This window comes from Nocardia sp. NPDC003269 (assembly GCF_042888005.1).
In the GTDB taxonomy this organism is placed as follows: Bacteria; Actinomycetota; Actinomycetes; order Mycobacteriales; family Mycobacteriaceae; genus Nocardia.
Map to the genome: position 1 here is coordinate 190,915 of NZ_JBIAPA010000006.1, position 23,506 is coordinate 214,420.

General features: G+C 71.7%; 21 protein-coding genes. 6 read left to right on the forward strand and 15 right to left on the reverse strand.

Annotated features, from left to right (window positions below; genetic code table 11):
* Window positions 1-58: 58 nt before the first annotated feature.
* The 5 genes from ACFYWJ_RS33500 (at window position 59) to kstD (ending at window position 4,648) form a co-directional block, all read left to right on the forward strand.
* Complete coding sequence (locus ACFYWJ_RS33500; RefSeq protein ID WP_355283245.1) at window positions 59-841, forward strand: helix-turn-helix domain-containing protein; 783 nt, start codon at window positions 59-61, stop codon at window positions 839-841.
* Between the two features lie 52 nt (window positions 842-893).
* A complete protein-coding gene (locus ACFYWJ_RS33505) occupies window positions 894-1,856 on the forward strand; it encodes an alpha/beta hydrolase (RefSeq protein WP_355283242.1) in 963 nt (320 codons plus the stop codon).
* On the forward strand, window positions 1,849-2,202 hold the full coding sequence (locus tag ACFYWJ_RS33510; protein ID WP_355283240.1) for a cupin domain-containing protein: 354 nt from the start codon (window positions 1,849-1,851) through the stop codon (window positions 2,200-2,202). Before ACFYWJ_RS33505 ends, ACFYWJ_RS33510 begins: the two co-directional genes overlap by 8 nt.
* A gap of 125 nt (window positions 2,203-2,327) precedes the next feature.
* The gene (locus tag ACFYWJ_RS33515; protein WP_355283238.1) at window positions 2,328-2,921 is read left to right on the forward strand and encodes a helix-turn-helix domain-containing protein; all 594 of its coding nucleotides are present in this window, start codon (window positions 2,328-2,330) and stop codon (window positions 2,919-2,921) included.
* A gap of 32 nt (window positions 2,922-2,953) precedes the next feature.
* The gene (gene kstD / locus ACFYWJ_RS33520) at window positions 2,954-4,648 is read left to right on the forward strand and encodes a 3-oxosteroid 1-dehydrogenase (RefSeq protein WP_355283235.1); all 1,695 of its coding nucleotides are present in this window, start codon (window positions 2,954-2,956) and stop codon (window positions 4,646-4,648) included.
* A 27-nt stretch (window positions 4,649-4,675) separates the two neighbouring features.
* Here kstD and ACFYWJ_RS33525 read toward each other — a convergent pair whose 3' ends face one another.
* The 14 genes from ACFYWJ_RS33525 to ACFYWJ_RS33590 all read right to left on the reverse strand — a co-directional run bounded on the left by ACFYWJ_RS33525 (window position 4,676) and on the right by ACFYWJ_RS33590 (window position 21,346).
* A complete protein-coding gene (locus tag ACFYWJ_RS33525; RefSeq protein WP_355283233.1) occupies window positions 4,676-5,158 on the reverse strand; it encodes a nitroreductase family deazaflavin-dependent oxidoreductase in 483 nt (160 codons plus the stop codon).
* A 64-nt stretch (window positions 5,159-5,222) separates the two neighbouring features.
* Window positions 5,223-5,855 (reverse strand): imidazole glycerol phosphate synthase subunit HisH, encoded by a 633-nt coding sequence (gene hisH, locus ACFYWJ_RS33530; RefSeq protein ID WP_355283231.1) that lies wholly within the window; start codon window positions 5,853-5,855, stop codon window positions 5,223-5,225.
* Window positions 5,852-6,466, reverse strand: coding sequence for an imidazoleglycerol-phosphate dehydratase HisB (gene hisB / locus ACFYWJ_RS33535; protein WP_030203827.1), 615 nt, complete (start codon window positions 6,464-6,466; stop codon window positions 5,852-5,854). The genes hisH and hisB overlap by 4 nt, the downstream gene beginning before the upstream one ends.
* A 26-nt stretch (window positions 6,467-6,492) precedes the next feature.
* The gene (locus ACFYWJ_RS33540; protein ID WP_355283229.1) at window positions 6,493-7,620 is read right to left on the reverse strand and encodes a histidinol-phosphate transaminase; all 1,128 of its coding nucleotides are present in this window, start codon (window positions 7,618-7,620) and stop codon (window positions 6,493-6,495) included.
* Entirely contained in the window at window positions 7,617-8,954 is a 1,338-nt protein-coding gene (gene hisD, locus ACFYWJ_RS33545) for a histidinol dehydrogenase (protein ID WP_355283226.1), read from the reverse strand. Before hisD ends, ACFYWJ_RS33540 begins: the two co-directional genes overlap by 4 nt.
* Window positions 8,955-9,021: 67 nt before the next feature.
* Window positions 9,022-10,278 carry an amidohydrolase family protein gene (locus tag ACFYWJ_RS33550; RefSeq protein WP_355283224.1) on the reverse strand — a complete coding sequence of 419 codons (1,257 nt, stop codon included), beginning with the start codon at window positions 10,276-10,278 and terminating at the stop codon, window positions 9,022-9,024.
* Between the two features lie 236 nt (window positions 10,279-10,514).
* A complete protein-coding gene (locus ACFYWJ_RS33555) occupies window positions 10,515-12,113 on the reverse strand; it encodes a serine/threonine-protein kinase (RefSeq protein ID WP_355283221.1) in 1,599 nt (532 codons plus the stop codon).
* Window positions 12,114-12,201: 88 nt separating this feature from the next.
* Window positions 12,202-13,944 (reverse strand): penicillin-binding transpeptidase domain-containing protein, encoded by a 1,743-nt coding sequence (locus ACFYWJ_RS33560; RefSeq protein ID WP_355283218.1) that lies wholly within the window; start codon window positions 13,942-13,944, stop codon window positions 12,202-12,204.
* Window positions 13,945-13,989: 45 nt separating this feature from the next.
* Complete coding sequence (locus ACFYWJ_RS33565; protein WP_355283215.1) at window positions 13,990-16,050, reverse strand: acyltransferase family protein; 2,061 nt, start codon at window positions 16,048-16,050, stop codon at window positions 13,990-13,992.
* Window positions 16,051-16,202: 152 nt separating this feature from the next.
* Window positions 16,203-17,099 (reverse strand): arylamine N-acetyltransferase, encoded by an 897-nt coding sequence (locus ACFYWJ_RS33570; RefSeq protein ID WP_355283213.1) that lies wholly within the window; start codon window positions 17,097-17,099, stop codon window positions 16,203-16,205.
* A 67-nt stretch (window positions 17,100-17,166) separates the two neighbouring features.
* Entirely contained in the window at window positions 17,167-17,493 is a 327-nt protein-coding gene (locus ACFYWJ_RS33575; protein ID WP_355283210.1) for a hypothetical protein, read from the reverse strand.
* Window positions 17,490-18,158, reverse strand: coding sequence for a hypothetical protein (locus tag ACFYWJ_RS33580; protein WP_355283207.1), 669 nt, complete (start codon window positions 18,156-18,158; stop codon window positions 17,490-17,492). The genes ACFYWJ_RS33575 and ACFYWJ_RS33580 overlap by 4 nt, the downstream gene beginning before the upstream one ends.
* A 73-nt stretch (window positions 18,159-18,231) precedes the next feature.
* Window positions 18,232-19,221, reverse strand: a complete 990-nt coding sequence (locus tag ACFYWJ_RS33585; protein WP_355283204.1) for a TAXI family TRAP transporter solute-binding subunit — start codon at window positions 19,219-19,221, stop codon at window positions 18,232-18,234.
* 31 nt (window positions 19,222-19,252) lie between these two features.
* Window positions 19,253-21,346, reverse strand: coding sequence for a TRAP transporter fused permease subunit (locus ACFYWJ_RS33590; protein WP_355283201.1), 2,094 nt, complete (start codon window positions 21,344-21,346; stop codon window positions 19,253-19,255).
* 138 nt (window positions 21,347-21,484) lie between these two features.
* On the opposite strand from ACFYWJ_RS33590, the gene ACFYWJ_RS33595 reads away from it, so the two are divergent.
* Complete coding sequence (locus ACFYWJ_RS33595) at window positions 21,485-22,666, forward strand: winged helix DNA-binding domain-containing protein (RefSeq protein WP_355283199.1); 1,182 nt, start codon at window positions 21,485-21,487, stop codon at window positions 22,664-22,666.
* Between the two features lie 44 nt (window positions 22,667-22,710).
* Here ACFYWJ_RS33595 and ACFYWJ_RS33600 read toward each other — a convergent pair whose 3' ends face one another.
* Window positions 22,711-23,481, reverse strand: coding sequence for a phosphotransferase (locus tag ACFYWJ_RS33600; protein ID WP_355283196.1), 771 nt, complete (start codon window positions 23,479-23,481; stop codon window positions 22,711-22,713).
* Window positions 23,482-23,506 lie beyond the last annotated feature (25 nt).

A 23,506-nucleotide genomic window follows, 5' to 3' on the forward strand; every position in this document is an offset into this window, starting at 1 on the left:
GGCACCCGCCGGCCGGGCACCGTTGCGGGAAGCCGAACCGCGCTCCTACGCTCGACAAGTGCGACCGATCATGTCCGACCACGAGCTGGACGGCGGCTGGGAGCTGGTGCGGGCCGCCTCGCCGGTGTGGAAAGGGCTGTCGCTGTCCGGTTTTCGTGACGGTGGCGGCGGCGGACCGGACCTGCGGATCGTCGCGCTCCCCGCGGTCACGGTGGTCGTCCAGATCGGCGAGAGCGGATTCACCACCGCGGACGCGCGCGGCGTGGACGGCCTCGTCGCCGGGATCGCGCCGGGCACCCACCAGGTCCGGTCGGACCGGGTCGACTGTGTCGAGCTCCGCATGCCGCCGACCCTCGCCTACTCCCTGCTCGGCATCGCGCCACCCGACATCACCGGCACGGTGCTGGGCATCGAGGACCTCTGGGGGTCGTCGGTCGACCGGCTGCGGGCGCAGCTCGCCGAAGCATCCACCTGGCCCGCCCGATTCGAGCTGACGACCCGCTTCCTCGCCGACCACGCGACGGCCAGGCACCCGGATGCCGAGGTCGCCGCGACCTGGCAGCGGATCGTCGCCCACGGCGGCCGGGTCAGGGTCAGGGAGCTGGTCGACCTGACCGGCTGGAGCCAGAAGCGACTCTGGACGCGGTTCACCGCCCAGATCGGCGTGACCCCCAAGCGCGCGGCCATGGTGGTGCGTTTCCGCCGCGCGTTCGACCAGCTCGTCGCGGGCGAATCCGCGTCCGCCGCGGCCGCCGCGTGCGGTTACACCGACCAGTCCCACCTCCACCGCGACATCGCGATGTTCGCCGGAACCACCCCGGGCGCCCTGGCCCCGCGCTGAGCGGGAAATTTCGTCCAAGACAGCGCACCCCGGCGCCTGTGACAGTGGCGTCATGACCACGCCCACCGTGCTCGCCGCCCGCATCCGCGCGATCGAGCACCGCGTCGCAGCCACCTACGGACTACGGATCACCGAACGGACTTTCGCGCTGCGCGACCGCGGCCCGACCGTGCGCACGGTCGAGATCCCAGGCTCCGGCCCACCGATCCTGTGGGTCAACGGCCTCGCGGCCCCGGCACTGGCCTTCGCGCCCCTGCTCGCCCGGTTCCCCGACCGCCATCATGTCCTGATCGATCTGCCCGGCCACCACCTCGCGCCCGCGTACGACTGGAGTGACCGACCGGTCCGCGAGGTGGCGGTGGCGGTACTGACCGGTGTGCTGGACGAGTTCGGGCTCACGGGCGCCCAGCTCGCCGGCTGCTCACTGGGTGGTCTGTTCGCGCTGTGGACCGCGCTGGACGCGCCGGGCCGGTGCACGCACCTGGTTCTCCTCGGCGCACCGGCGACCGCGCTGCCCGGCACCAGGGCCACCCCGGCCATGGCGTCGACGGCCGCCGCCGGGCGCGGCCGGGTGGACGAATGGTCGATGCGGCTGCCGTCGCCGCGGTTCGTCGCCCGGGCCGCCCTGGCCACGGCGCTGGGAGCGGAGACCGCGCGCGGCATGTCCGACGACCTGCTCGATCTGCATCGCCTCCCGCTCCGGCTCCCGGGCAAGGCCGCGTCCTACCGAGCGCTGCTGCGCCGTCTCATCCAGGGCCGCGTCCCCAGGCCGGACGCCGTGCTCACCGATGTCGAGCTCGCCCGGATCGACGTTCCCGCCCTGTTCGTCTGGGGTGCGCGCGACGTCTTCTGCCCACCGGATCGTGCCCGTCGATCCGTCGCCATGATCCCCGGCGCGCACCTGGCCGTCGTGCCCGGCGGCCACAACCCCTGGCTCGACGACCCACCCGGATGCGCCGAGCTGATCACCGAATCCGACCTCCCCTCCACCGACAGGAAGCAGCACCATGCGTAATCACGACCCGCTCGCCCTCGCGACGGCCCTGCCCCCGTTCGACTTCCGCCCGATCACCGAGTTCAACGACGGCGAGTTCTGCGTGTTCCACGGCGACGGGCTCGCGTCCTCCGACTGGGAACTCCATCCCGACACCGACGAACTGCTGATGGTGCTGCGCGGCAGCGTGACCGTCGAGATCCTCACCGACACCGACCGGCACCGGATCCCGCTCACCGCAGGACAATTCGCCATCGTCCCGCGGGGCCACTGGCACCGCCATCTCGACGTCGACCACCTCGTCGAAATGTTCTACACCCCGGGCGCCACCATCGAATCCACCGCCGAGGACCCCCGCGTCGGCTGACCGATACCGTCCTGCCCCTTCCCCCGCCCAGACCCTGAATCGACAGCTACAACCTAGTTGACAGTCTATGTCAACTAGGTTGATACTGTCGATGGACGGATCGTCCGGCGATACGGAGGTGTGGGGTGTCTTTGCGGGAGCGGCAGCGGCAGCAGGTGCGGGCCGAGATTCAGCACGCGGCGTTCACGTTGTTCGCGAAGTCCGGATTCGACGAGGTGACCACCGAGCAGATCGCGGCGGCCGCGGGGATCTCACCGAGCACGTACTTCCGGCATGTGCGCAGCAAGGAGGATCTGCTGCTGGACCCGGTGCGGGAGGGCGGCGCCGGGATCGCCGCGCTGCTCGAGAACCGCCCCGACGAGGAGCCCGCCGATATCGCACTGGCCCAGGCGATCCTGACTCGCTCGGCAGCCCTGGGGATCGAGGAGCTGGAGCAGTGGCGCGCCGCCTTCGCCACGGCACCCCATCTGCTCGACCGGGTCGCGCTGATTCCGCCGGACCATCGGGCACGCCTGGTCGAGCTGGCCGCGCACCGGATGGACACCGACCCCGGCACCGACAGCGGCCCCGGGCTGCTGGTGCATCTGATGCTCGCGGCCGCGGAGTTCGGATACCTGCGGTGGCTGCGGAGCGCGCAGAATCCCTCCGCCTCGCTGCCGGTCTGCGTCGAAGCGGCGGTGGCCGCCGTTCTCGACGATCGCTGGCGAGCACCGCGCTGACCCCTCGCCGTATCGAACAGAAGAAGGCAAACATGCAGCAGGACAAGGCAATCCCGGAGACCGTGGATGTCGTGGTCGTCGGATCCGGCGCGGCGGGCATGTCCGCCGCGATCACCGCGGCCCGCCACGGCCTGTCGGTCGTCATGGTCGAGAAAGCGAGCCGCTGGGGTGGTTCGACGGCCCGATCCGGCGGCGGCGTCTGGATTCCGGGCAACTCGGCGCTGGGCCGGCTGGCCGGTCCCGAGGATATCGACGCCGCCCGCGCCTACCTCGCCGACATCGTCGGGGACGCCGTCGCGCCGGAAATGCTCGACACCTACCTCGATCACGGGCCGACGGCCTTCGACTTCCTGGCCCGCCACACGCCACTGGCGATGCGCTGGGTGCCCGGCTACAGCGACTACTACCCCGAAGCGCCCGGCGGCCGAGCCCGTGGCCGGTCGGTCGAGCCGAAGCCCTTCGACGCGCGGGGTCTCGGCGCCGACCTGGCCACCATGGAGCCCGACTATCTTCGAGCTCCCCGCAACGTCGTCCTGACCCAAGCCGATTTCCGGCAGATCCATCTGGGCCTGCGCAATCCGCGAAGTCCGTTCCGCGCGGCCCGGATCGGGGCCAGGTGGCTCGGTGGTCTGCTGCGCGGTCGGCATCTGCTCGCCCGTGGCCAGGCGTTGAGCGCGATGCTCCGCCAGGGGATGCGCGACGCCGGAGTACCCCTGTTCCTGGACACCGCACTGGTCGAGCTGGCCGTCGCCGATGACCGGGTCGTCGGCGCCGTCGTCCACCGCCACGGCACCGAACAGGTGATCGGTGCGCGCTGTGGCGTGATTCTCGCCTGTGGCGGTTTCGAGCACAGCGACACCATGCGCAAGCAGTACCAGCGCGAGCCCATCGGCACGGACTGGACCGTGGGCGCGGCCGCCAACACCGGCGACGGCATCCGCGCGGGCCAAGCCATCGGAGCGGCCACCGCTTTCCTCGACGATGCCTGGTGGGGTCCGTCGATACCGCTGCCACGCACGCCGTTCTTCTGCGTGTCCGAACGCAATCTGCCGGGCAGCCTCATCGTCAACGACCGCGCGGAGCGGTTCATGAACGAGTCCCTGCCCTACGTCGAAGCGACCCATCGCATGTACGGCGGGCCCCACGGCCGAGGCGACGGCCCGGCCGAGAATCTGCCCGCCTGGCTGATCTTCGACCAGCGCTACCGTAATCGCTATCTCTTCGCCGGCCTTCCCCCGCGCGCGCCGCTGCCCCGGCGCTGGTTCGACACCGGGATCCTCACCCGTGCAGGCACCATCGGCGAACTCGCGGACAAGATCGGGGTACCGGCAGACCGCCTCGACGCCACGGTCACCCGGTTCAACGACTTCGCCCGCACCGGCGTCGACGAGGACTACGGCCGCGGCACCAGCGCCTACGACCGCTACTACGGCGACCCGCGTCAGCGGCCGAATCCCAACCTCGGCGCCCTCGACACCGGCCCCTTCTACGCCGCCCAGCTCGTCCCCGGCGACCTCGGCACCAAGGGCGGCCTGCGCATCGACACCCACGGCCGGGTCCTCCGCGACGACGGCGCGGCCATCGACGGCCTCTACGCGGCGGGGAACACCAGCGCACCGGTCATGGGTCACACCTACGCGGGCCCCGGAGCGACCATCGGTCCCGCGATCGTGTTCGGCTACCTCGCCGCTGTCCACGCCGCCACCGCCCGCGCCGGACGCGGGTAGCCGGGAAGGGTCCGATCGCCCCCGCGATCAGCGGGGTTCGAGGATGACGACCGGGATCTCGCGGTCGGTCCAGGCCTGGTAGTGCTCGAAGTCGGCGTAGGCGTCGACGAGCAGGGGCCACAGGCGGGCGCGTTCGGCGGGGTCGGCGGTGCGCGCGCGGACCGGGTGGCGGTCGCGGCCGATCTGGATGTGGGTGTCGGGGGCCGCGCGCAGGTTGTGGTACCACTGCGGGTGTTTGGGCAGGCCGCCCTGGGAGGCGACGACGACGGTGTCGGGGCCGTCGACGAGGTAGAGCAGCGGCGTCGTGTAGTCGACGCCGGACTTGCGGCCGCGGTGGTCGAGCAGCAGGGTGGGGACCGGCTTGCGGAAGCCCGCGCCGACCCGCCACTTCGCGCCGATCCGGCCGCCGGTGCGCCGGTAGACCCACACCTGCGTCTTGCCCATGTACTTGAAGATCGTGGGCAGGCTCGGGGAGTCGAGGTGTTTCGGGCGCGGCGGTACGGCGGTCATCCCCTGACCATACACATCAGCCTCGGCGTGTATGGTCAGGATCCGGTCGACCGACGGCCTGCGGCTACAGCGATCCGAGCCAGTTGCGCAGCAGCTGGGCGCCCGCGTCGCCGGACTTCTCCGGGTGGAACTGGGTGGCCGAGAGGGCACCATTCTCGACCGCGGCGAGGAACGGGACGCCGTGATCGGCCCAGGTGAGCTTCGGGGGCGCGATGTGCTCGTTCTCCGGCAGTTCCCACTGCTGCGCGGCGTAGGAGTGCACGAAGTAGAAGCGGGTGTCGGCGTCGAGACCGGCGAACAGGGTGCTGTCGGCGGGCGCCTTCACCGTGTTCCAGCCCATGTGCGGCAGGACCGGCGCGTCGAGGCGGGCGACCGTGCCGGGCCACTCGCCACAGCCCTCGGTCTCCACACCGAACTCGACACCGCGATCGAACAGGATCTGCATGCCGACGCAGATACCGAGCACCGGACGCCCACCGGCCAGCCGCTGGCCGATGATGCGCTCACCGCGCACCGCGCGCAGCCCGGCCATGCACGCCGCGTACGCGCCGACACCGGGAACGACGAGTCCGTCGGCGGCCAGCGCGGCCTGCGGGTCGGCGGTCACCTCCACCGTCGCACCGGCGCGCACCAGCGCGCGCTCGGCGGAGTGCAGGTTGCCGGAGCCGTAATCGAGCAGGACGACCTTCGAACTCACAGCACGCCTTTCGTGGACGGGACGCCGCTCACCCGCGGGTCGATCTCGACCGCGGCCCGCAGCGCCCTGGCGACCGCCTTGAACTCGGCCTCGGTGATGTGGTGCTGGTCGCGGCCGTAGAGCACGCGCACGTGCAGCGCGATCCGCGCGTTCTGCGCGATCGACTCGAAGACGTGCTTGTTGAGCACCGTCGAGTACGACGCGCCGGGTCCCGCGCTGGGAATGATGGTGTGCACCAGGTGTTCCGGCTCGCCGGTGAACACGCAGTAGGGCCGCCCGGACACGTCGACGGCGGCGTGCGCGAGGGTCTCGTCCATCGGGATGAACGCGTCGCCGAAGCGGCGGATGCCCTTCTTGTCGCCCAGCGCCTTGCCCAGCGCCTGACCGAACACGATCGCGGTGTCCTCGACCGTGTGGTGCGCCTCGATCTCGATATCGCCCTCGGCCCGCACGACCAGGTCGAACCCGCCGTGCTGGCCGAGCGCGGTCAGCATGTGGTCGTAGAACGGGACACCGGTGGAGATCTCGGTCTGCCCGGTGCCGTCGAGGTTCAGTTCCACCAGGATCGACGATTCCTTGGTGACCCGTTCCACCCGTGCGGTTCTGCTCATGATGTGTTCCTCCACAGGGGGATTCGTCAGTGGGTCAGGTCGGTGGCCGCGATGTCGGCGCTCACCCGCAGGAACTCGTCGTTCTCCGCGGCGAGGCCGACGGTGGCGCGCAGGTAGCCGGGGATGCCGACATCGCGGATGAGTACACCGGCGTCGAGGTAGTGCTGCCAGGCGCGCGCGGCGTCGGTGAACCGGCCGAACAGGATGAAGTTGGCGTCGCTGGGGATCACCTCGAAGCCCTGCGCGGTCAGCGCGGCGGCGACCCGGTCGCGCTGGGCGGCCAGTTCCGCGACGCTGCCGAGGGTTTCGTCGGCGTGCCGCAGTGCCGCCCGCGCGGCCGCCTGGGTGACCACCGAGAGGTGGTACGGCAGCCGCACCAGCAGGATCGCGTCGATCACGGCGGGCGAGGCGGCCAGGTACCCGAGGCGACCGCCCGCGAAGGCGAAGGCCTTGCTCATGGTGCGGGTGACCACGAGCTTGGTCGGGAACCGGTCGATCAGCGTGATCGCGCTCGGCGCGGCCGAGAACTCGCCGTACGCCTCGTCCACGACGACGATGCCGGGCGCCGCGTCGAGGATCCGCTCGAGCTCGTCGATCGGGATGCTGTGCCCGGTCGGATTGTTCGGGCTGGTCACGAACACCACGTCGGGGCGGCGCTCGGTGATCTGCGCGACGGCGTAGTCGATGTCGAGCGAGAAGTCGCCGCTGCGCTTGGCCTCGATCCACTCGGTGTCGATGCCCTCGGAGATGATCGGGTGCATCGAGTAGGAGGGCACGAAACCCAGTGCGCTGCGACCGGGTCCGCCGAAGGCCTGCAGCAGCTGCTGCAGGATCTCGTTGGAGCCGTTGGCCGCCCACACGTTCGCGGCGTCGACGGGGACGCCGGTCTGCCGGGTCAGGTAGGCGGCGAGGTCGGCGCGCAGGGCGACGGCGTCGCGGTCCGGGTACCGGTGCAGGTCGGCGGCGGCCGCGCGCACCGATTCGGCGACATCGTCGATGAGCGCCGTGCTCGGCGGGTGCGGGTTCTCGTTGGTGTTGAGCTGCACCGGCACGGTCAATTGCGGTGCGCCGTACGGGGATTTGCCGCGCAGGTTGTCGCGCAGCGGCAGCTGGTCCAGGGTCGCCGAGGCGCCGGGCACGGTCGGAGTGCTCACGACAGCGCCTCGAAACGCGCCTGCACGGCCTGCCCGTGCGCGGGCAGATCCTCCGCGTTCGCCAGTGCGACGACGTGTCCCGCGACATCCTTCAGCGCGGCCTCGGTGTATTCCACGATGTGGATGCCACGCAGGAAGGTCTGCACGCTCAGGCCCGAGGAGTGCCGCGCGCAGCCCGCGGTGGGCAGCACGTGGTTGGACCCGGCGCAGTAGTCGCCCAGGCTGACCGGCGCCCACGGGCCGACGAAGATCGCGCCCGCGCTGCGCACCCGCGCGGCGACGGCGGCGGCGTCGACGGTCTGGATCTCGAGGTGCTCGGCCGCGTAGGCGTCGACGACGCGCAGACCCTGGGCGATGTCGTCGACGAGGACGGTCCCGGACTGCTTGCCGCTCAACGCTTCCCGCACCCGGGCGTCGTGCTTGACGACGGCGAGCTGGGCGTTGAGCGCGGCGTCGACCGCGTCGGCGAGGGCCACCGAGTCGGTGACCAGCACACTGGCGGCGAGCACGTCGTGCTCGGCCTGGCTGATCAGGTCGGCGGCCACGTGCACCGGGTCGGCGGTGGCGTCGGCCAGGACCGCGATCTCGGTGGGGCCCGCCTCGGCGTCGATGCCGACCAGGCCACGGCACAGCCGCTTGGCCGCGGTGACGTAGATGTTGCCGGGACCGGTGATCAGGTCGACCGGCGCCAGCGCGGCGCCGTCGGTGTCGGTGCCGCCGTAGGACAGCAGCGCCACGGCCTGCGCGCCGCCGACCGCCCACACCTCGTCGACCCCGAGCAGCGCGGCGGCGGCCAGGATCGTCGGGTGCGGCAGACCGCCGAACTGGGCCTGCGGCGGCGAGGCCACCACCAGCGATTCCACGCCCGCGGCCTGGGCCGGGACGACGTTCATCACGACCGAGGACGGGTAGACGGCATTGCCGCCGGGCACGTAGAGGCCCACCCGCTCGACCGGCACCCACTTCTCGGTGACGGTGCCGCCCGGCACCACCTCGGTGACGGTGTCGGTGCGCCGCTGATCGGCGTGCACCTTCCTGGTCCGCTCGATCGCGACCTCGAGGGCGGCCCGCACGGCGGGGTCCAGCTCGTCGAGCGCCTTAGCCAGCTCCGCGACGGGCACGCGCACCACGCTCGGGCGCACACCGTCGAACTTCTCGCTGTAGTCCAGCGCGGCCTCGGCACCCCGGTCGCGGATGTCCTCGACGACCGGCCGCACATGATGCAGCACCGAGTCCACGTCGACTCCTCCGCGCGGCAGCGCGGTGCGCAGCTCGGCAGCGGAAGGAGTACGACCGCGCAGATCGACGCGGGCGAGCTCGATGCGGGGAGTCATATCGGGGTGCAGTCCTGTCTGTGCTGGGCTCAGGTCAGCTACCAGCCTATCGGTCACCCGCCACCGGTTATCCGGCAGATCCCGCCGGGGACGGCGGACGCTTGTGGATCACGCCCTCCTTCATCACGAAATCGACCTGCCCGGTGACGGCGATGTCGGTGAACGGGTCGCCGGGCATCGCGACCAGGTCGGCGATCTTGCCGGGCGCGATCGTCCCCAGGTCGTCGAGTCCGAGGAGTTCGGCCGCGACACTGGTCGCGGACGCGAGGGCCCGGTGGGCGCTGATGCCGTTGGCGACCAGCATCGGGAACTCCCGCCAGTTGTCGCGGTGCGGGAACATGCCCGCGTCGGTGCCGAACGCCAGTTTGATCGCGCTGTCGGCGACCAGTTCGGCCGAGTCGAGCAAATCCTTCGCGTACCGCTGATACTTGCGGCGCTTGTACACCGGCTGGCCCTTCCAGTACGCGTCGTCGTCCACGCGGCGGGCGTCGTCGAGCATCGTGTACTGCGTCGGGACCAGGAACACGCCGTGGTCCTGCATCATCGTCAACGCCTCGGCGGAGGCCAGGTTGCCGTGCTCGATGCTGCGCACACCGGCGCGCACCGCCCGCTTGACGCCCTCGTCACAGACGCAGTGCGGGGTGACCGGCACACCCAGGTCCTTCGCGGTGGCGACGAGGGTGTTCATCTCCTCCTGGCTGTAGGTCGGCAGGGCCGGATCGTCGGACGGGGTGCTGAACCCGCCCGACGCGGCGAACTTGATCCAGTCCGCGCCGTAGCGGATCTGCTGGCGCACCCTGGTGCGGATCTCGTCGGGACCGTCCGCGGCGGCGAGCTCGAGCGCCCGGTGATCACACTGGAACTCCCCGGCCATCGCCCCGCTGAAATCACCGTGTCCGCCGCGCGCGGAGATCAGATGCGGCGCGACCAGCATCCGCGGTCCCTCGATCAGGCCCGCGGCGACCGCGTCCCGCAGATACAGCGTCGTCGGATCGACATCGGTCCCGCAGAGATCACGAATCGTGGTGAAACCGTTGCCCAGCAACTCTTTCAGAACCGGCAGCGCGCCGAGCGCCTTCTGCGCGCTGCCCCGCATCAACGCCGACGGACCGATGTCCGGGTTGATCGTGACATGCGTGTGGCAGTCCATGAATCCGGGTGTCACCGTGTGACCGGACAGGTCGACGATCTCCGCCCCGTCCGGCAGATCGACCGCGGGACCGCAGGAGACGATCCGGTCACCACTCACCACGATCGTGCCCGCCACGGCGGACTCGGACAGACCGTCCCATACCGTCGCCCCGGTGATCACCGTCGTCGCCATGACCCACACCTCCGTCGCGGAAGTCGGTGCACGAGGCCACTCGGCATTCAGGGCCCGGCCCGAATCGGAAGAGCAATCCATCAGCTACCGAGACGGTACCGGATCAACCTGCCCGCGAGCGCGGACCTGGCCGAGGTGGACCACAGTTCCGGATCACGCCTGTCGCTCAGGCGGGCGCGCGGTGCGGACGACCGGCGACCGTGCCCGACACGGGCCCGACCACCGGACGACCGTCCTCAGCGAGTGTCGCCGTCGATGCGTAGGCTGCCGCCGGCGTTGACCACGCGCATGACCATGGCCTTGGTCTGGCCGTTGATGGTGATGCTGGCCAGGCGCATGTCGGTCGAGCCGTCGGCGTTGTTGCCCTTGACCGCGGTGATGCTGGCGAAGGTGTCGACGGTGCGGTCGTTCCAGTACTGCCGGAACGCGGCCTCGCTGCCGTAGACCTTCTGCGCGGCCGGGGTCAGCAGCGACCAGGAACCGGCCGGGTTGCTGAAGAAGTCCTCGACCAGCAGGCCGGCCGAGCCGATGTCGACGGTACCCACATTGGCGGTCTGCCCGAGCGCGACCGAGGGCGCGCTGCTCGACGCCGGACCGGCCGAGGACTGCACCGAGGTCGACGGATTCGCCTGCACCTGCGGGGAATCCGAGTCCGAGCTGCTCATGGCGCTGACCGCGACGGCGATCGCGGCGACGACGGCACCGACACCGGAACCGATCAGCACCGCCCGGCCCTTGCCCGCCTGCTTGCGCGGCAGCGGCGCGGGCTGGGCCGCGGTCGGCGGATGCGCGGCCGTGTCGTGGCGCACCGGCGGACGCGGGTTGGACCGGATCTGACGGGTGGTCGCCGTCGACGCGCCCGCGTGCGAGGTCCGGTTGCCGGACTGCCGGATGACCTGGGTCGCGGCCGCGGAGTTGCGGCGGCCGTAGGCCTCGCTGGCGGGCACGAAGCCGGCGGGCACCGCGTCGGCGTCGGCGAACGCGGCCAGCGCGTCGCGGGCCTCGGTCATCGTCGGCCGGTCCAGCGGGTCCGGGCTGAGCAGGTCGAGCAGGAAGTCGGTCGCCGGGCCCGCGTTGCGCGGCTCGCGCACCTGGCCGTTGGCGGCGGCGTAGAGCACCGCCAGCGGGTTGGCGTTGGCGCCGTAGGGCGGCTCGCCCTCGAGCGCGTGGAACAGGGTGGCGCCGAGCGCGAACACGTCGGCGGCCGGGGTGGGATCGGAGCCGCGCGCGACCTCGGGCGCCAGGTAGGCGGCGGTACCGCAGATCAGGCCGGTCTCGGTGAGGGTGACGTCACCGGCGGCGCGGGAGATGCCGAAGTCGGTGATCTTCACCTCACCGTGCTCGCCGAGCAGGATGTTGCCCGGTTTCACGTCGCGGTGCACCAGGCCGGCCTGGTGGGCGGCGATCAGCGAGGACGCGACCTGTTCGCCGATGCGGGCGACCTCGGTCAGCGGCAGCGGACCCTTCTGCCCCAGTTCGGCGGCCAGGCTGACCGACTTGAGGTACTCCATCACCAGGCACGGATCACCGTTGTGCTCGGTGATGTCGAAAACCACGATGGCGTTGGGATGCTGGAAGCGTGCCGCGTTGCGGGCTTCCCGAATCGCGCGCTGGCGCAGGACATCCCGCTCGCCCTCGGGCAGGCTGGGCTTGATGTGGATCTGCTTCACAGCCACGGAGCGTTGGAGGCGTTCGTCGACAGCGCGCCATACAACGCCTGTGCCGCCGCTACCAATACGCTCGACCAGGCGGTAATGCTCCGCGATCTTCTGACCGGTATCGATGGCGCCTACTCCGAACCTTCTCGAAATTGTGACATCCCGCGTATTGACCATGGATATGGCCCGCCGACGAGTGTAGCTGGCCCGGTGCGGACCGCGTGCGGCAGCGTGGGTATTGCTCGCCCACAGAGCGTGACATAGATCATCGTTTGGCTCGTAACATCCGTCCGGCGGCCTCGACCGCGGGGCCCGAACTGCCGGCGTCGGCGACGAAGACGGCGAACGCGAGGTCGCCGTCGATGCCGACGAACCAGCCGTGCGCGTGCTTGTCGTCGAGGTATTCGGCGGTGCCGGTCTTGCCGAGCAGCCCCGGGATATCGCGCAGCGCGGTCGCGGTTCCGGCGGTCACCGTCTCGCCCATCATGGTCTCTATCTGCGACGTCACCGTCGCGGGCACCGGCGCGGCGGCCCGGTCGGCCGTGCCGGGACGCCCGCGCACGATGGCGGGCGCGGGCGCGGAACCGTGTGCCAGCGAGGCGGCGACGAGCGCCATCCCGAACGGCGAGGCGGTGACGCTGCCCTGCCCGATGCTCGACTCGACCTGCTGGGCGGGATTCCGCGCGGGCGGAACCTTCCCGGTGACGGTCGTCAACCCGGGTGTCACATAATCCACCCCGAGACCCAGTTGCGCGGCCGCCGCGGTGAGCCCGTCGGCGGGCAAGCGCACCCCCAGTTCGGCCATCGTGGTGTTGCAGGACCGCGCGAAGGCGGTGTGCAGCGGCACCTGCCCGAGATCGAAGCCGTTGTCGTTGGGAATCGTGCGGCCCTCGATGGTCGCGCGGCCGGGGCAGGGCAGCACCGTGTCGACGGAGACCCCGCCCGCCTGCAGCGCGGCCGAGACGGTGACGGTCTTGAAGGTCGAGCCCGGCGGGTAGAGGCCGGTGAGCGCGATCGGGCCCTGCGCGTCGGCGGGGGCGTTCTGCGCGACGGCGAGCACCTCCCCCGTCGACGGGCGCAGCGCGACGATCGCGGCGGGCTGCGCGAGCGGGGTCAGCGCGGCCTCGGCGGCGTTCTGCAGGTCGATGTCGACGGTGGTCGCGATGTCGGCGGTCGGGGTCGCGTCGGGTCCGGCGATGCGCTGGGTGCCCTCGGCGGTCTGCGCGCGGATCGCCCAGCCCGCCGCGCTGTCGGCCTGCTGCTGCCACAGTTCGGCCAGGCCGGCGGTGGTGGGTCCGGCCAGGCTCTTGTCGACGGTGAGCAGGCGGGTCTGCGGCGCGAGCGTCACCCCGCGCACGCCCGTCAGCGCCTGCTGCACCGGGGCGATGTCGGCGTCCCGCAGTGCGACCGCGACCACCGGTTTGCCTTGCGCGGCGGCCAGATCCGCCCGCAGCGTGGCCTCGGTGACCCCCTGCGGCGCGAGCAGCGCGGCGACGGCGGGCAGATCGGCGTCGGGGGCGACGTTCACCAGCGTCACCACCTGCTGGGTCATCAGGTCACCGCCGGAGGCGTCGAGCACCCGCGCGGGTTTCGGGTAGACCGGGCTGTAGCCGAGCGGGCCGAGTTCGAGGCCGGGCGCGACCGTGGCGGGGTTCCAGGTGATCTTCCAGCCGTCGGCGTCGGCCGCGGCGCCCTTGCTGGTGTAGGTCCACTCGTTGCGGCCCTCGGGGCCGAATTTCCAGGTGGATTCGAGCGTGAAGCTGGTGTCGTCGGTGGCCGTGACGCGGACGGTGTCGTTCTTGCCGAGGTTGTCGAACAGGGTGGTCAGCGTCGCGCGGGCCTGGTCGGGCGCGTCGGTGAGCGCCGCGGCGGCGGCCGCGTCACCGCTGCTCAGCGCCGCGGCGAAGGACTCGGCGACAGTCTGCGGCTGATCCGGTCCGGACGAGCACGCGACGGGCAGCAGGGCGAGCGCGAGGAGCAGGACCGGTGTCTTGCGGGAGAGGCGCACGCGACCGAGGGTAGCCGGAGTCGCGGCGGCCGTAGGTCGCTCGCGCTACCACCAGCCGGTGATCGCGCCGATCTGCCGGCCGAGTTCGGGGGCGAGTGAGCGCGCGTAGCTGGCGGTGAGGTGGTGTTCGTCCCGGTAGATCAGCACATTGCCCTCCACCACCCGGCATCGCTGCGGCCGGCAGACGGCATCGGAGAGGTCGAGCAGGTAGACGTTCGGATAGCCGGCCGCCGGTTCCTCGGCCGGGTCGCGGGCGGCGAGGGCGGCGGCGCGATCGAGCCCGCAGCTGTCCGGATCGCCGCGGTGGGCCAGGCAGTCGGTGGCGCGGTAGAGAACGCCGTCGCGGCGCAGGCGCGGAGTGTCGCGCAGCGCAAGCACATTCAGCCCGCGGTCCTGCAGCGCCGACCACACCTCGAGGTATTCGCCGGGCACCTCGTCGCCGAGCCCGTCCTTGCGGTAGCGGGTCGAGAGCGTGAGCACCCAGTCCGGCGGCTCGGCGGCGAGCCGGTCGAGCACCTCCTGCGACCACTCGTGACACTCGGGGAACGGCCATTCGGCGTAGGACGGCTGGTCGGCGAGGGTGACCGGACAGCCCTCCTTGAGGTAGGAGATGACCCGGATGCCGTGTTCGGCGCCGAGCAGTTCCAGCGCGGGAATCCAGTGCTCGGAATGCGATCCGCCGACGACCGCGATCGAGCGGGCCGCGTCGGGATCGCCGTAGACGCAGGTGCGGACCTCCCGGTTGGGGGTGATGCAGCCGTCGGTCGTCGGCGGCGGCGTATCGGCCTGGCCTTCGAAGACGGTGGGGCGCATCGGTTCCGGCGAGTACTCCGCGCCCGAGAGCAGTGCCGCCGCCCCCGGGTACCGCGCGGTGTCCAGCGCCTGCGGCGGCACCGCCGGATTGGCCCGCAGCACCACCTGCCAGCCCACCGCCGAGATCAATACCGCGACGGCGAGCGCGGTGACCAGCGGACCGGTCACCCGGTGCCCGCCCGCCGCGATCGCCTGCCCGCTCGCGGGCAGCCGCAGCGGTGTCTCGATCAGCCGGGTCGTCAGGTAGGCCAGCACCAGCGAGACGCCGATCACCACCAGCCCGTCGACGAGTCCGGCGTGCGCGCGGCCGGTCTCGGCCAGGTAGAAGATCAGGATCGGCCAGTGCCACAGGTACAGCGGATAGGCCAGCGCCCCGAGTTCGGTGCAGACCCGCCCGGCCAGCAGGCGGTTCGGCCAGGCCGTCACAGTCGCGGCACCGAAGCCGGAGGCGATCACCAGGCAGGCCGCGGCCACCGGCCACAGCGCCGCGACGCCGGGAAACTGGTTGGCCCCGTCGAACATCGGGCCGCATGACAGCACCATCAGCAGACCCGCCGCGGCCGCGAGTCCGCGCAGCGCGCGCGGCACCCGCAGGTACGGCGCGGCGACGGCGAGCGCGGCGCCCGCCAGCAGTTCCCAGCCGCGCGCGACGCTGTCGTAGTAGGTCCACGCCTGATGCTGCGCGGTGCCGAACGCCGCGTACCAGAACGAGAGCAGGCCGAGTCCGGTCAGCACGATCAGCAGGGTGGGCCGCCCCGCCCCACCCCGGCGGCGCAGCCACGCCCACCCGGCCAGAACCGCCAGGATCACCACGTAGAACTGGCCCTGCACCGACATCGACCACAGATGCTGCAACGGGCTGACCGAGGGGTCGGGCGCGAGGTAGTCGAGTTCGGCGGTGGCCAGATACCAGTTCTGCGCGTAGAACATCGAGGCCAGCGTCTGCGCCGCGGTCTCGCCCAGCTGGGTGTAGGGCCGCAGGGCCACGGTGGCGACGGCGATCGCCGCCAGGACGACGACCAGCGAGGGCATGAGTCGGCGGGCGGTCCGGCGCGCGGTCGCGCCCGCGGCCACCCCGCCGCGCCGTTCGACGCCGCGGACCACCGCTCCGGTGAAGAAGAATCCCGACAGCACCAGGAACACGTCGACGCCGCCGGACACCCGGCCCGCCCACACGTGGAACGCCACGACCAGCGCGATCGCCACCCCGCGCAGTCCGTCCAGATCCTGACGCCGGACCGCCGGACCGCCGAGCGGTCCGGGTTGAACTGTCGCCTCCGGCTGAACCGGCAACGCGGATTGCACCTTCGGCACCAACGACCCCACAGATTCGTCCCCACACCACAGCGCAGGGGTGTGTTTCCCGGCAAGTAACCATCAATTTGCCGTAGCGACACCGTGGAAGCAAACCGCCGAGCCGTGCGCGGGGTCGTCGATGTGAGGGGTCAGTCGATGCGCCAGGGCGCGGTCGCCAGGACCGCGGCGTCGGTGTCGTCGAGGTCGATGTCGAACACCTCGGTCAGGACTTTCGGCAGGTCGCTGGGGTCCAGCTCGCGCGCGGACGAGGTGCCGTCCGGGTATTCGGTGGTCAGCGTCAGGTCGTCGAGGACGTGATGTGTGTCGGGAAGGAACCGCTGCACGAACGGCCGGGTGGTGAACGGCGAGCGTGGCGAGGTCGACACGAAATGATTGCCGACGGCGTAATCGATCCGGTACTGCGGTTCCAGGGTGAAGGCGTAGCGATCCTGCCAGCCGTCGCGGCCGAACTGGTGCAGCACCCACAGCTCGGCGCCCAGCGCGCCGGTGCGGCGCTCGAGCCGGAAGCGCCACGCACCCAGCGCGAATTCACCGTGCGCGTCGGTCAGCTCGAACGGGGCGAGCGGCCCGTGGCCGAAGCCGACGTCGCAGATCCACACCCGCTCGTCGTCGGCGGTGGTGACCCGGACCAGGGCGTGGGTGGCGGGCCGGATGGCACCCGAGTCGAGCGAGCCCATCGTCACCCGGCCGCTGAGCCCGGTGACGCCGAAGCCGAGCCGTTCCAGGGCGGCGGCGAAGAGGGTGACGTTCTCGTAGCAGTAGCCGCCGCGGCGCCGGGTCACCATCTTGTCCTGGAGGGTCGCCAGGTCGAGCGGGATGCCGCGCCCGAGGATGATCTCGAGGTTCTCGAACGGCATGGCCGTGGTGTGCGCGGCGACCAGCGCGTGCAGGGTGTCGACGGTCGGTGTCCGTGGCCCGTCGTAGCCGATCCGGGCCAGGTAGGTGTCCAGATCCAGGTCTTCGCCCTGCCAGCGGTCGGCCCGCTGCGTCGGTTCGGTCACCATGTCCTTCTTTCCGGTCGACATCCGTTCGGCACCTTCCCGGACAACGCGCCGCCCGGGGCCGGTGTTCCACCGCCGACCGCGGCGCGGGTCAGGCCGCGCATTTCGCGCCCGCGGGCGTCGCGGGCGCGGTGACCACCCCCGCCGCCACGTCGACGACGTAGTCGCCGATCGCGGGCGTGAGCGGTTCGGTGCCTGCGAGCAGGCGCAGCACCACGCACCCGCCCTCGAAGAACGCGGGCCCGATGTCGTGGTTGCCGGGCACGACCGCGCCGGACAGGTCACGCCCGCTGACGACGGTGTAGAACGAGAACGGCTTGCCCGCCACGATCAGCGCGTCCCGCAGCTCCACGCTGCTGGTGAACGGGATGACGGTGTCGGCGGTGCCGTGGATCAGGAACGCCCGGCGCATGCTCATCCGGTCGGCGAGCAGGGCAGGTGAGCGCTCGGCGTAGGCGAGCGGGCAGCGGATCGGGGTGCAGCCGCCCGCGTCGCGTTCGATCTGGCGAGGCAGCGCGGGATCCACCGCCGCGCCCTGGCCCACATCGTGAAATCGTCGGCGGGACCGTAGTTGTCGACCCAGTAGTCGAACAGTCCGGCGGGCCCGTGCGCGACGGCCAGGCCGCTGGTGATGCCGCCCTGGCTCCAGCCCCACAGCACCGTGGTCGCCACGGCGGGGTGGGTGTCGCGGTACCACCGGGTCGCGGCGACCACGTCGTGCCAGCCCGCCCAGAGATTCCATTCCCCGGCGCGCCACGGTCCGTCGGCGCTGCGCAGGTCCATCAGCAGGATCGGCGAGCCGCCGACCAGCGCCAGCGAGGTCATGTACGGCGCGAAGTCGGCCGCGGAGCCGCCGTGCCCGTGCACGGCGACCACCAGCTGGTCGTCCGAGATGTCGCCCGGCGCACAGCGATACGGCTCGTACACCCGCCCGGTGGCGCGCTCGCCGTCGACGGTGATGGCCACCGGCACGACATCCACCCCCGGCGCGCACACCGGCTGCGCGAGCGCGTCCGGCCCGCTCACGAGCGCCCCACCGACCAGCACCACCACTGCCGCGAGCACCCGGCACCACTGCCTCATGCCGTGATTGTCCGCTGTCGCGGTGCGCCGGACCCGCCGACGGTGCCACGACACGCGACGGGCGGCCGCCCGCTCAGCGCAGCGCCTCCTCCGATCCGCGATGCAGCTGCACCGGCGCGGTCTTGCTCGCGGTCGCGGCGTCGATGCCCTTGGCGGCCGGATTCGCCTGGACCAGTTGCGGTTTGCGCTCGAGCAGGGTCTCGGTCAGCACGCAGGCCAGGTTCGCGTCGAGGTCGTCGCGGACGACGAGCAGGTTGGGCACCACGATGGTCGGCACATCGGCGGCCAGGCCGTAGGTGGCGGCGGGGATCGGCGCGGTCTCGTAGACCGGGTTGATCTCCTTCAGTTTCGGCAGTACCCCGGTGATATCGAGGAACCGGACCTTGTCCTTGGCGGTGGTGAACAGGTCGGTGATGCCGGGGGTCGGCAGGCCACCGGACCAGAACATCGCGTCGATCGAACCGTCCTTCAGCCCGTCGACGGTCTTGGTGAGATCCAGACGCTGGGCGGCGACATCCTTGTCGGGGTCGAGCCCCGCCGCCTGGAGGACCCGCTGCGCGATGACCTCGGTGCCCGACTTCGGCGAACCGGTGGAGACCCGCTTGCCGCGCAGGTCGGCCAGGGAGTTGATCCCGGCGTCGGATCGCACGATGACCTGGGTGTAGTTGTCGTAGAGGCGGGCCAGCGCGCGGATCGGCTGAGCGCTGGTGAAGCTGCCCTTGCCCGCCACCGCGTCGGCCGCGGAGTCGGCCAGCGAGAAGCCGACCTGGTAGGTGCCGCCGACCACCTGCTGGATGTTCTGCACCGAGGCGCCGGTCTCGGCGGCGGTGGCCTTGACCTTGCCGTCGGTGGCCGCGGAGATCTGCTCCGCGTAGGCATTGCCGAGCGCGAAGTAGACGCCGGTGGCATTGCCGGTCGCGATGCCGATCCTGGTGTCCTGCGTCACTTCACAGGTGACGGCGCCGCCCGCGTCGGTGGTCGGGGCGTCCTGCCTGCCACCGCATCCGGTGAGCAGTGCGGCCGCGGCGGACACCGCGACCACGGCGACAACTGTTCTGACCATGAGGTCCCCTCTCGTCTGCGTGATCCACGACTCACGGTGTGGCCGTGGCTGTTCGGCGTCGCCGCCGGTCGACGACGCCCGCGAGCACGGCGACGAGCAGCACCGCGAGGCCGAGCACGGTCGCGGTCGGGTCCGGGTAGAGCAACGTCAGGCCCGCCGCGGCGGCCAGGCCGCGCGGCACCGGCCCGACCGCGCCGATCCCGAACAACCAGCCCCCGGTGGCCGCCGCCAGCGCCGCGACGCCGACACAGGCGGCCGCGCTCACCCACAGCACGTCGACCAGCGCGCCGCGCCCGAGCAGGTGCTGACCGGCGTCGGTGAGCACGAACATCAGCGGCACCAGGAACGCGGGCAGCGCGTAGCGCAGGGCCGCCCACATGGTCGGCATCGCCTTCGCGCCGGTGACGGCGGCCGCGCCGACGGCGGCCAGCGCGGTCGGCGGCGTCACCTCCGAGAGCACCGAGAAGTAGAAGACGAACATCGCGGCCGCGGGCGCGGCGACGTCCAGATCGAGCAGCGCGGGTCCGATGATCACCCAGCCGATCACGAACGACGCCGTCACCGGCACCGCCAGCCCCAGCAGCGACAGCGCGATCGCCGCCAGCACCGCGGTGGTCGCGAGCACGACGGCGGGGTCGTCGGAGAGCACCGAACCGGCCCGCACCAGCAGCGACGCCAGCTGCGCGCCGAGGCCGGTCTTGGTGGTCATCGCGGTGATCACACCCGCCGCCGCGCACACCGCGACCACGGGCAGCGCCGCGCACATGCCCAGCGACAGCGTGCGCAGGGCCGCGAGCCCGAACTGCCCCGCCTCCCGCGCCGACCACGTCCGCGCCAGCGACTGGTCCGCCGCGGCCTCGGCTCGGGCGCGCAGGATCCGGTCGGGCACGGCCAGGATCAGCGCGAGCACCATGGCGTAGACCACCGCGCGCGTCGCGCTCATCCCGGCCAGCAGCAGCACCACGATGACGATCAGCGAGGAGAAGTGATAGCCGAAGCGTCCCAGCAGTTTCCACCACGGCGTCGGCAGCGGGCCGTCGGCGAGGTCGGCGGGCGCGCGGCCCTCGGCGTGGATGCGGCGGGCGTCGATCTCGACCGAGAGCAGGATGCCGAGGTAGTAGAGCAGCGTCGGGATCAGCGCCCAGCCGAGCACCGTCACATACGACACATCGAGGTATTCGGCGACGATGAACGCCGCGACGCCCAGCGTCGGCGGCGACAGGATCGCGCCGACGCCCGCCGCGGCGAGCATGCCGCCCGCCTGTTCGGGCCGGTAGCCCGCCCGGCGCAGGATCGGCCAGGTGACCGCGCCGGTACTCACCGCGGTCGCGGTGCCCGACCCGGAGACGGTGCCGAGCAGGAAGCCCGACACCACCGCGGTGCGGCCCGCCGCGCTGTGCGAGCGCCGGAACAGCGAGACCGACAGATCCACGAAGAACCGTGCGGCACCGGAGAATTCGAGCACAGCGCCGTAGAGGGTGAACAGCACGATGTAGCTGGCCGCCACGTCCAGCGGGGTGCCGTAGAAACCGCTGCCGGAGTTGTACAGCGCGTCGACGATCTGGTCGATGTCCAGGCCCGCGTGCGCGATGGCCCAGCTCTGCGGCAGCAGGCCGCCGTAGTACCCGTAGGCCAGGAACACCAGGCAGACCAGCGGCAGGATCCACCCGGTGGTGCGGCGGCAGGCTTCCAGGATCAGGACCAGCAGGACCGCGCCGAACACGACGTCGACCGGGGCCAGCATGCCCTGCCGATCGAGGAACGCGTCGTATCCGCCGCCGCCGTCGCCGATCGTGAACGGCAGCACCGGATACAGGCACACGAACAGGGTCACCGCGGCCAGCACCCAGTCCAGCGGCGCGGGCGCGTCGCCCCGGTCGAGCCTGCCCCAGCCGGAGCGGTAGCTCAGGAACACCAGCGGCAGGGCGATGGCGAGGAACACCACCAGGTAGTACTGACTGCCCTGCGGCAGCGGCCGGAACACCTGCCACAGCGCCAGCGCCGCCAGCGCCAGGGCGACGACGCCGACCAGCCGGGCGGGGAACCCGGTGAGGGTGCGGGCCGGGCGTTCCTGGTCGTCGACGCCGAGTTCGGCCGAGGTCACGACCGGTGGCGCTGCGCTCATGAGCGCGACGATAACAACACCCGCCCGCGCCCGGCGGCGAAAACGGCGACCCGGAATTCTGGACAAAAGTGACAGAACTCCCGCCGTTCGGGCGACGCCCCGCACAGGAATGTCGGTGGGCCCGCCTACGATCCGCGCATGCCTTCGATCGATACCGCGCAGCGCCGGGCCCGTCTGGCGACCAGGCATCGGCTCGCGCCGTCCACCCGGTCGGCCGAGCCGACCGAGATCGCGCGCTCGATGGTGGTGCTGCACGCCACCGACCCCGCCACCGTCTATCTGTCGGTCGGCGCGCGCGGGGTCGACCTCACCCCGGCCCACGTGGAGCGCGCGCTCTACGACGACCGCGCGCTGGTGCGTCTGCTCGCCATGCGCCGCACCATGTTCGTGGCGCCGACCGAGCTGGTCCCGGTGTTGCAGTCCTCGTGCTGCGACGCGCTGGCGATCAAGCAGCGCAAGGCCTACGGCCGCTACATCGAGCAGGCCGGTGTCGTCGAGGGCGACGTCCAAGCGTGGCTGTCCGACGTCGAGGCCGAGACCCACGCCGCGCTGCTCACCCGGGGCGCGGCCACCGGCGCCCAGCTGAGCAAGGACGTCCCCCGCCTGCGCACCCAGATCGATCCGTCGCCCGGCAAGTCGTATTCGAAGCCGACCAGCATCACCACCTGGGTGCTGGTGGTGCTCGGCGCCGAGGGCCGGATCGTGCGCGGCCGCCCCAACGGCAGCTGGACCAGCAGCCAGTACACCTGGTCCCCCGCCGAAACCTGGCTTCCCCCTGACCTTTCCCCGATCCCTGCGGCCGAGGCCAGGGTGGAGCTGGTGCGGCAGTGGCTCCGCGCGTTCGGCCCCGCCCCGGTGACCGACCTGAAGTGGTGGACCGGCTGGACCCTCGGCGAGGTCCGCAAGACCCTGACCGAGCTCGACATCGTCGAGGTCGACCTCGACGACGGCACCACCGGCATCGTCCTCGCCGACGACCTGGCCCCCGTCCCCACCCCCGAACCCTGGGCCGCTCTCCTCCCCGCCCTGGACCCCACCCCGATGGGCTGGCAGACCCGCGACTGGTTCCTCGGCCCGCACGCCCCCGCCCTGTTCGACCGCAACGGCAATATCGGCCCCACCATCTGGGCCGACGGCCGCATCGTCGGCGGCTGGGCCCAGCGCCCCGACGGCGAGGTCGTCACCCACCTGCTCGAGGATGTCGGCGCCGACACGAAGAAGCTCATCGACGCCGAAACCGACCGCACCACAACGTGGTTCGGTGACATCCGCGCCATCCCCCGCTTCCGCACGCCGCTCCAACGCGAACTCACGGCCTAGCCACCGACGCGGCTCGCAGCCGGCGCTGCATGCACCGCGCTGCGTCAGTCAGCGGTGAGGTCGAGTCGGTCGAGTACTCCGGCAAGTCCACTGCGCACGATCTCGGGGTCATCGATGTCGGCGCCATAAGTCACTTCGTGCCAGGGGCCGAGCCGGTGCCAGATCAGGGCACGGCGGCGCAGGGCGTCGGTGACGCCGTAGGCCGTGGCGACGGCGGTGGCGAAGTCGGCCGGCGCGCCGTACAGAGGCCAGGCCAGGTCGATCGCGGCGTCGCCGAGATGGGTGTCGCCGAAGTCGATCACGCCGGTGACGTGGTCGCCGGTGACCAGGATGTGTTCGGGTCCCAGGTCACCGTGCACGACCGTGTCGGCGGGGAGATCCTGTGCGTCGTCGAGAATCGCCAGGGCCCGAGCGCGGCGATCGGCCGGAAGCATCGGCACGACCTCGGCCCGGAACCGCCGGACGGTCGCAGCCCGGTCGTCCCTGGTCTCGGCCGCCGTGGGCAACCCGTGCCGCATCGCGTCGTCGGCGGGGCTGCCGTGCAGGGCCCGAAGGAATGCGCCGATCACGAGACCGTGCTCGGCGGTGGGTGATTCGATCGCCGCGCCCGGCACCAGCGCATGCCGCACGACCAGCGGCGATTCACCCACCACGGCGGGCACCGGGACCGCCAGCGGCAGTCGTGGCGCCAGCCACGGCAGCAACCGCGTCTCGCGCCTGAGCTGATCGGCGACATCGGGCCGCCGCGGCCTGCGCTCGACCCAGCGATCGTCGACCAGGACGGCGAGACTGTCCCACCCTTGCGAGAACTCCACCGCCTCACGGTAGAGCACCGACGGT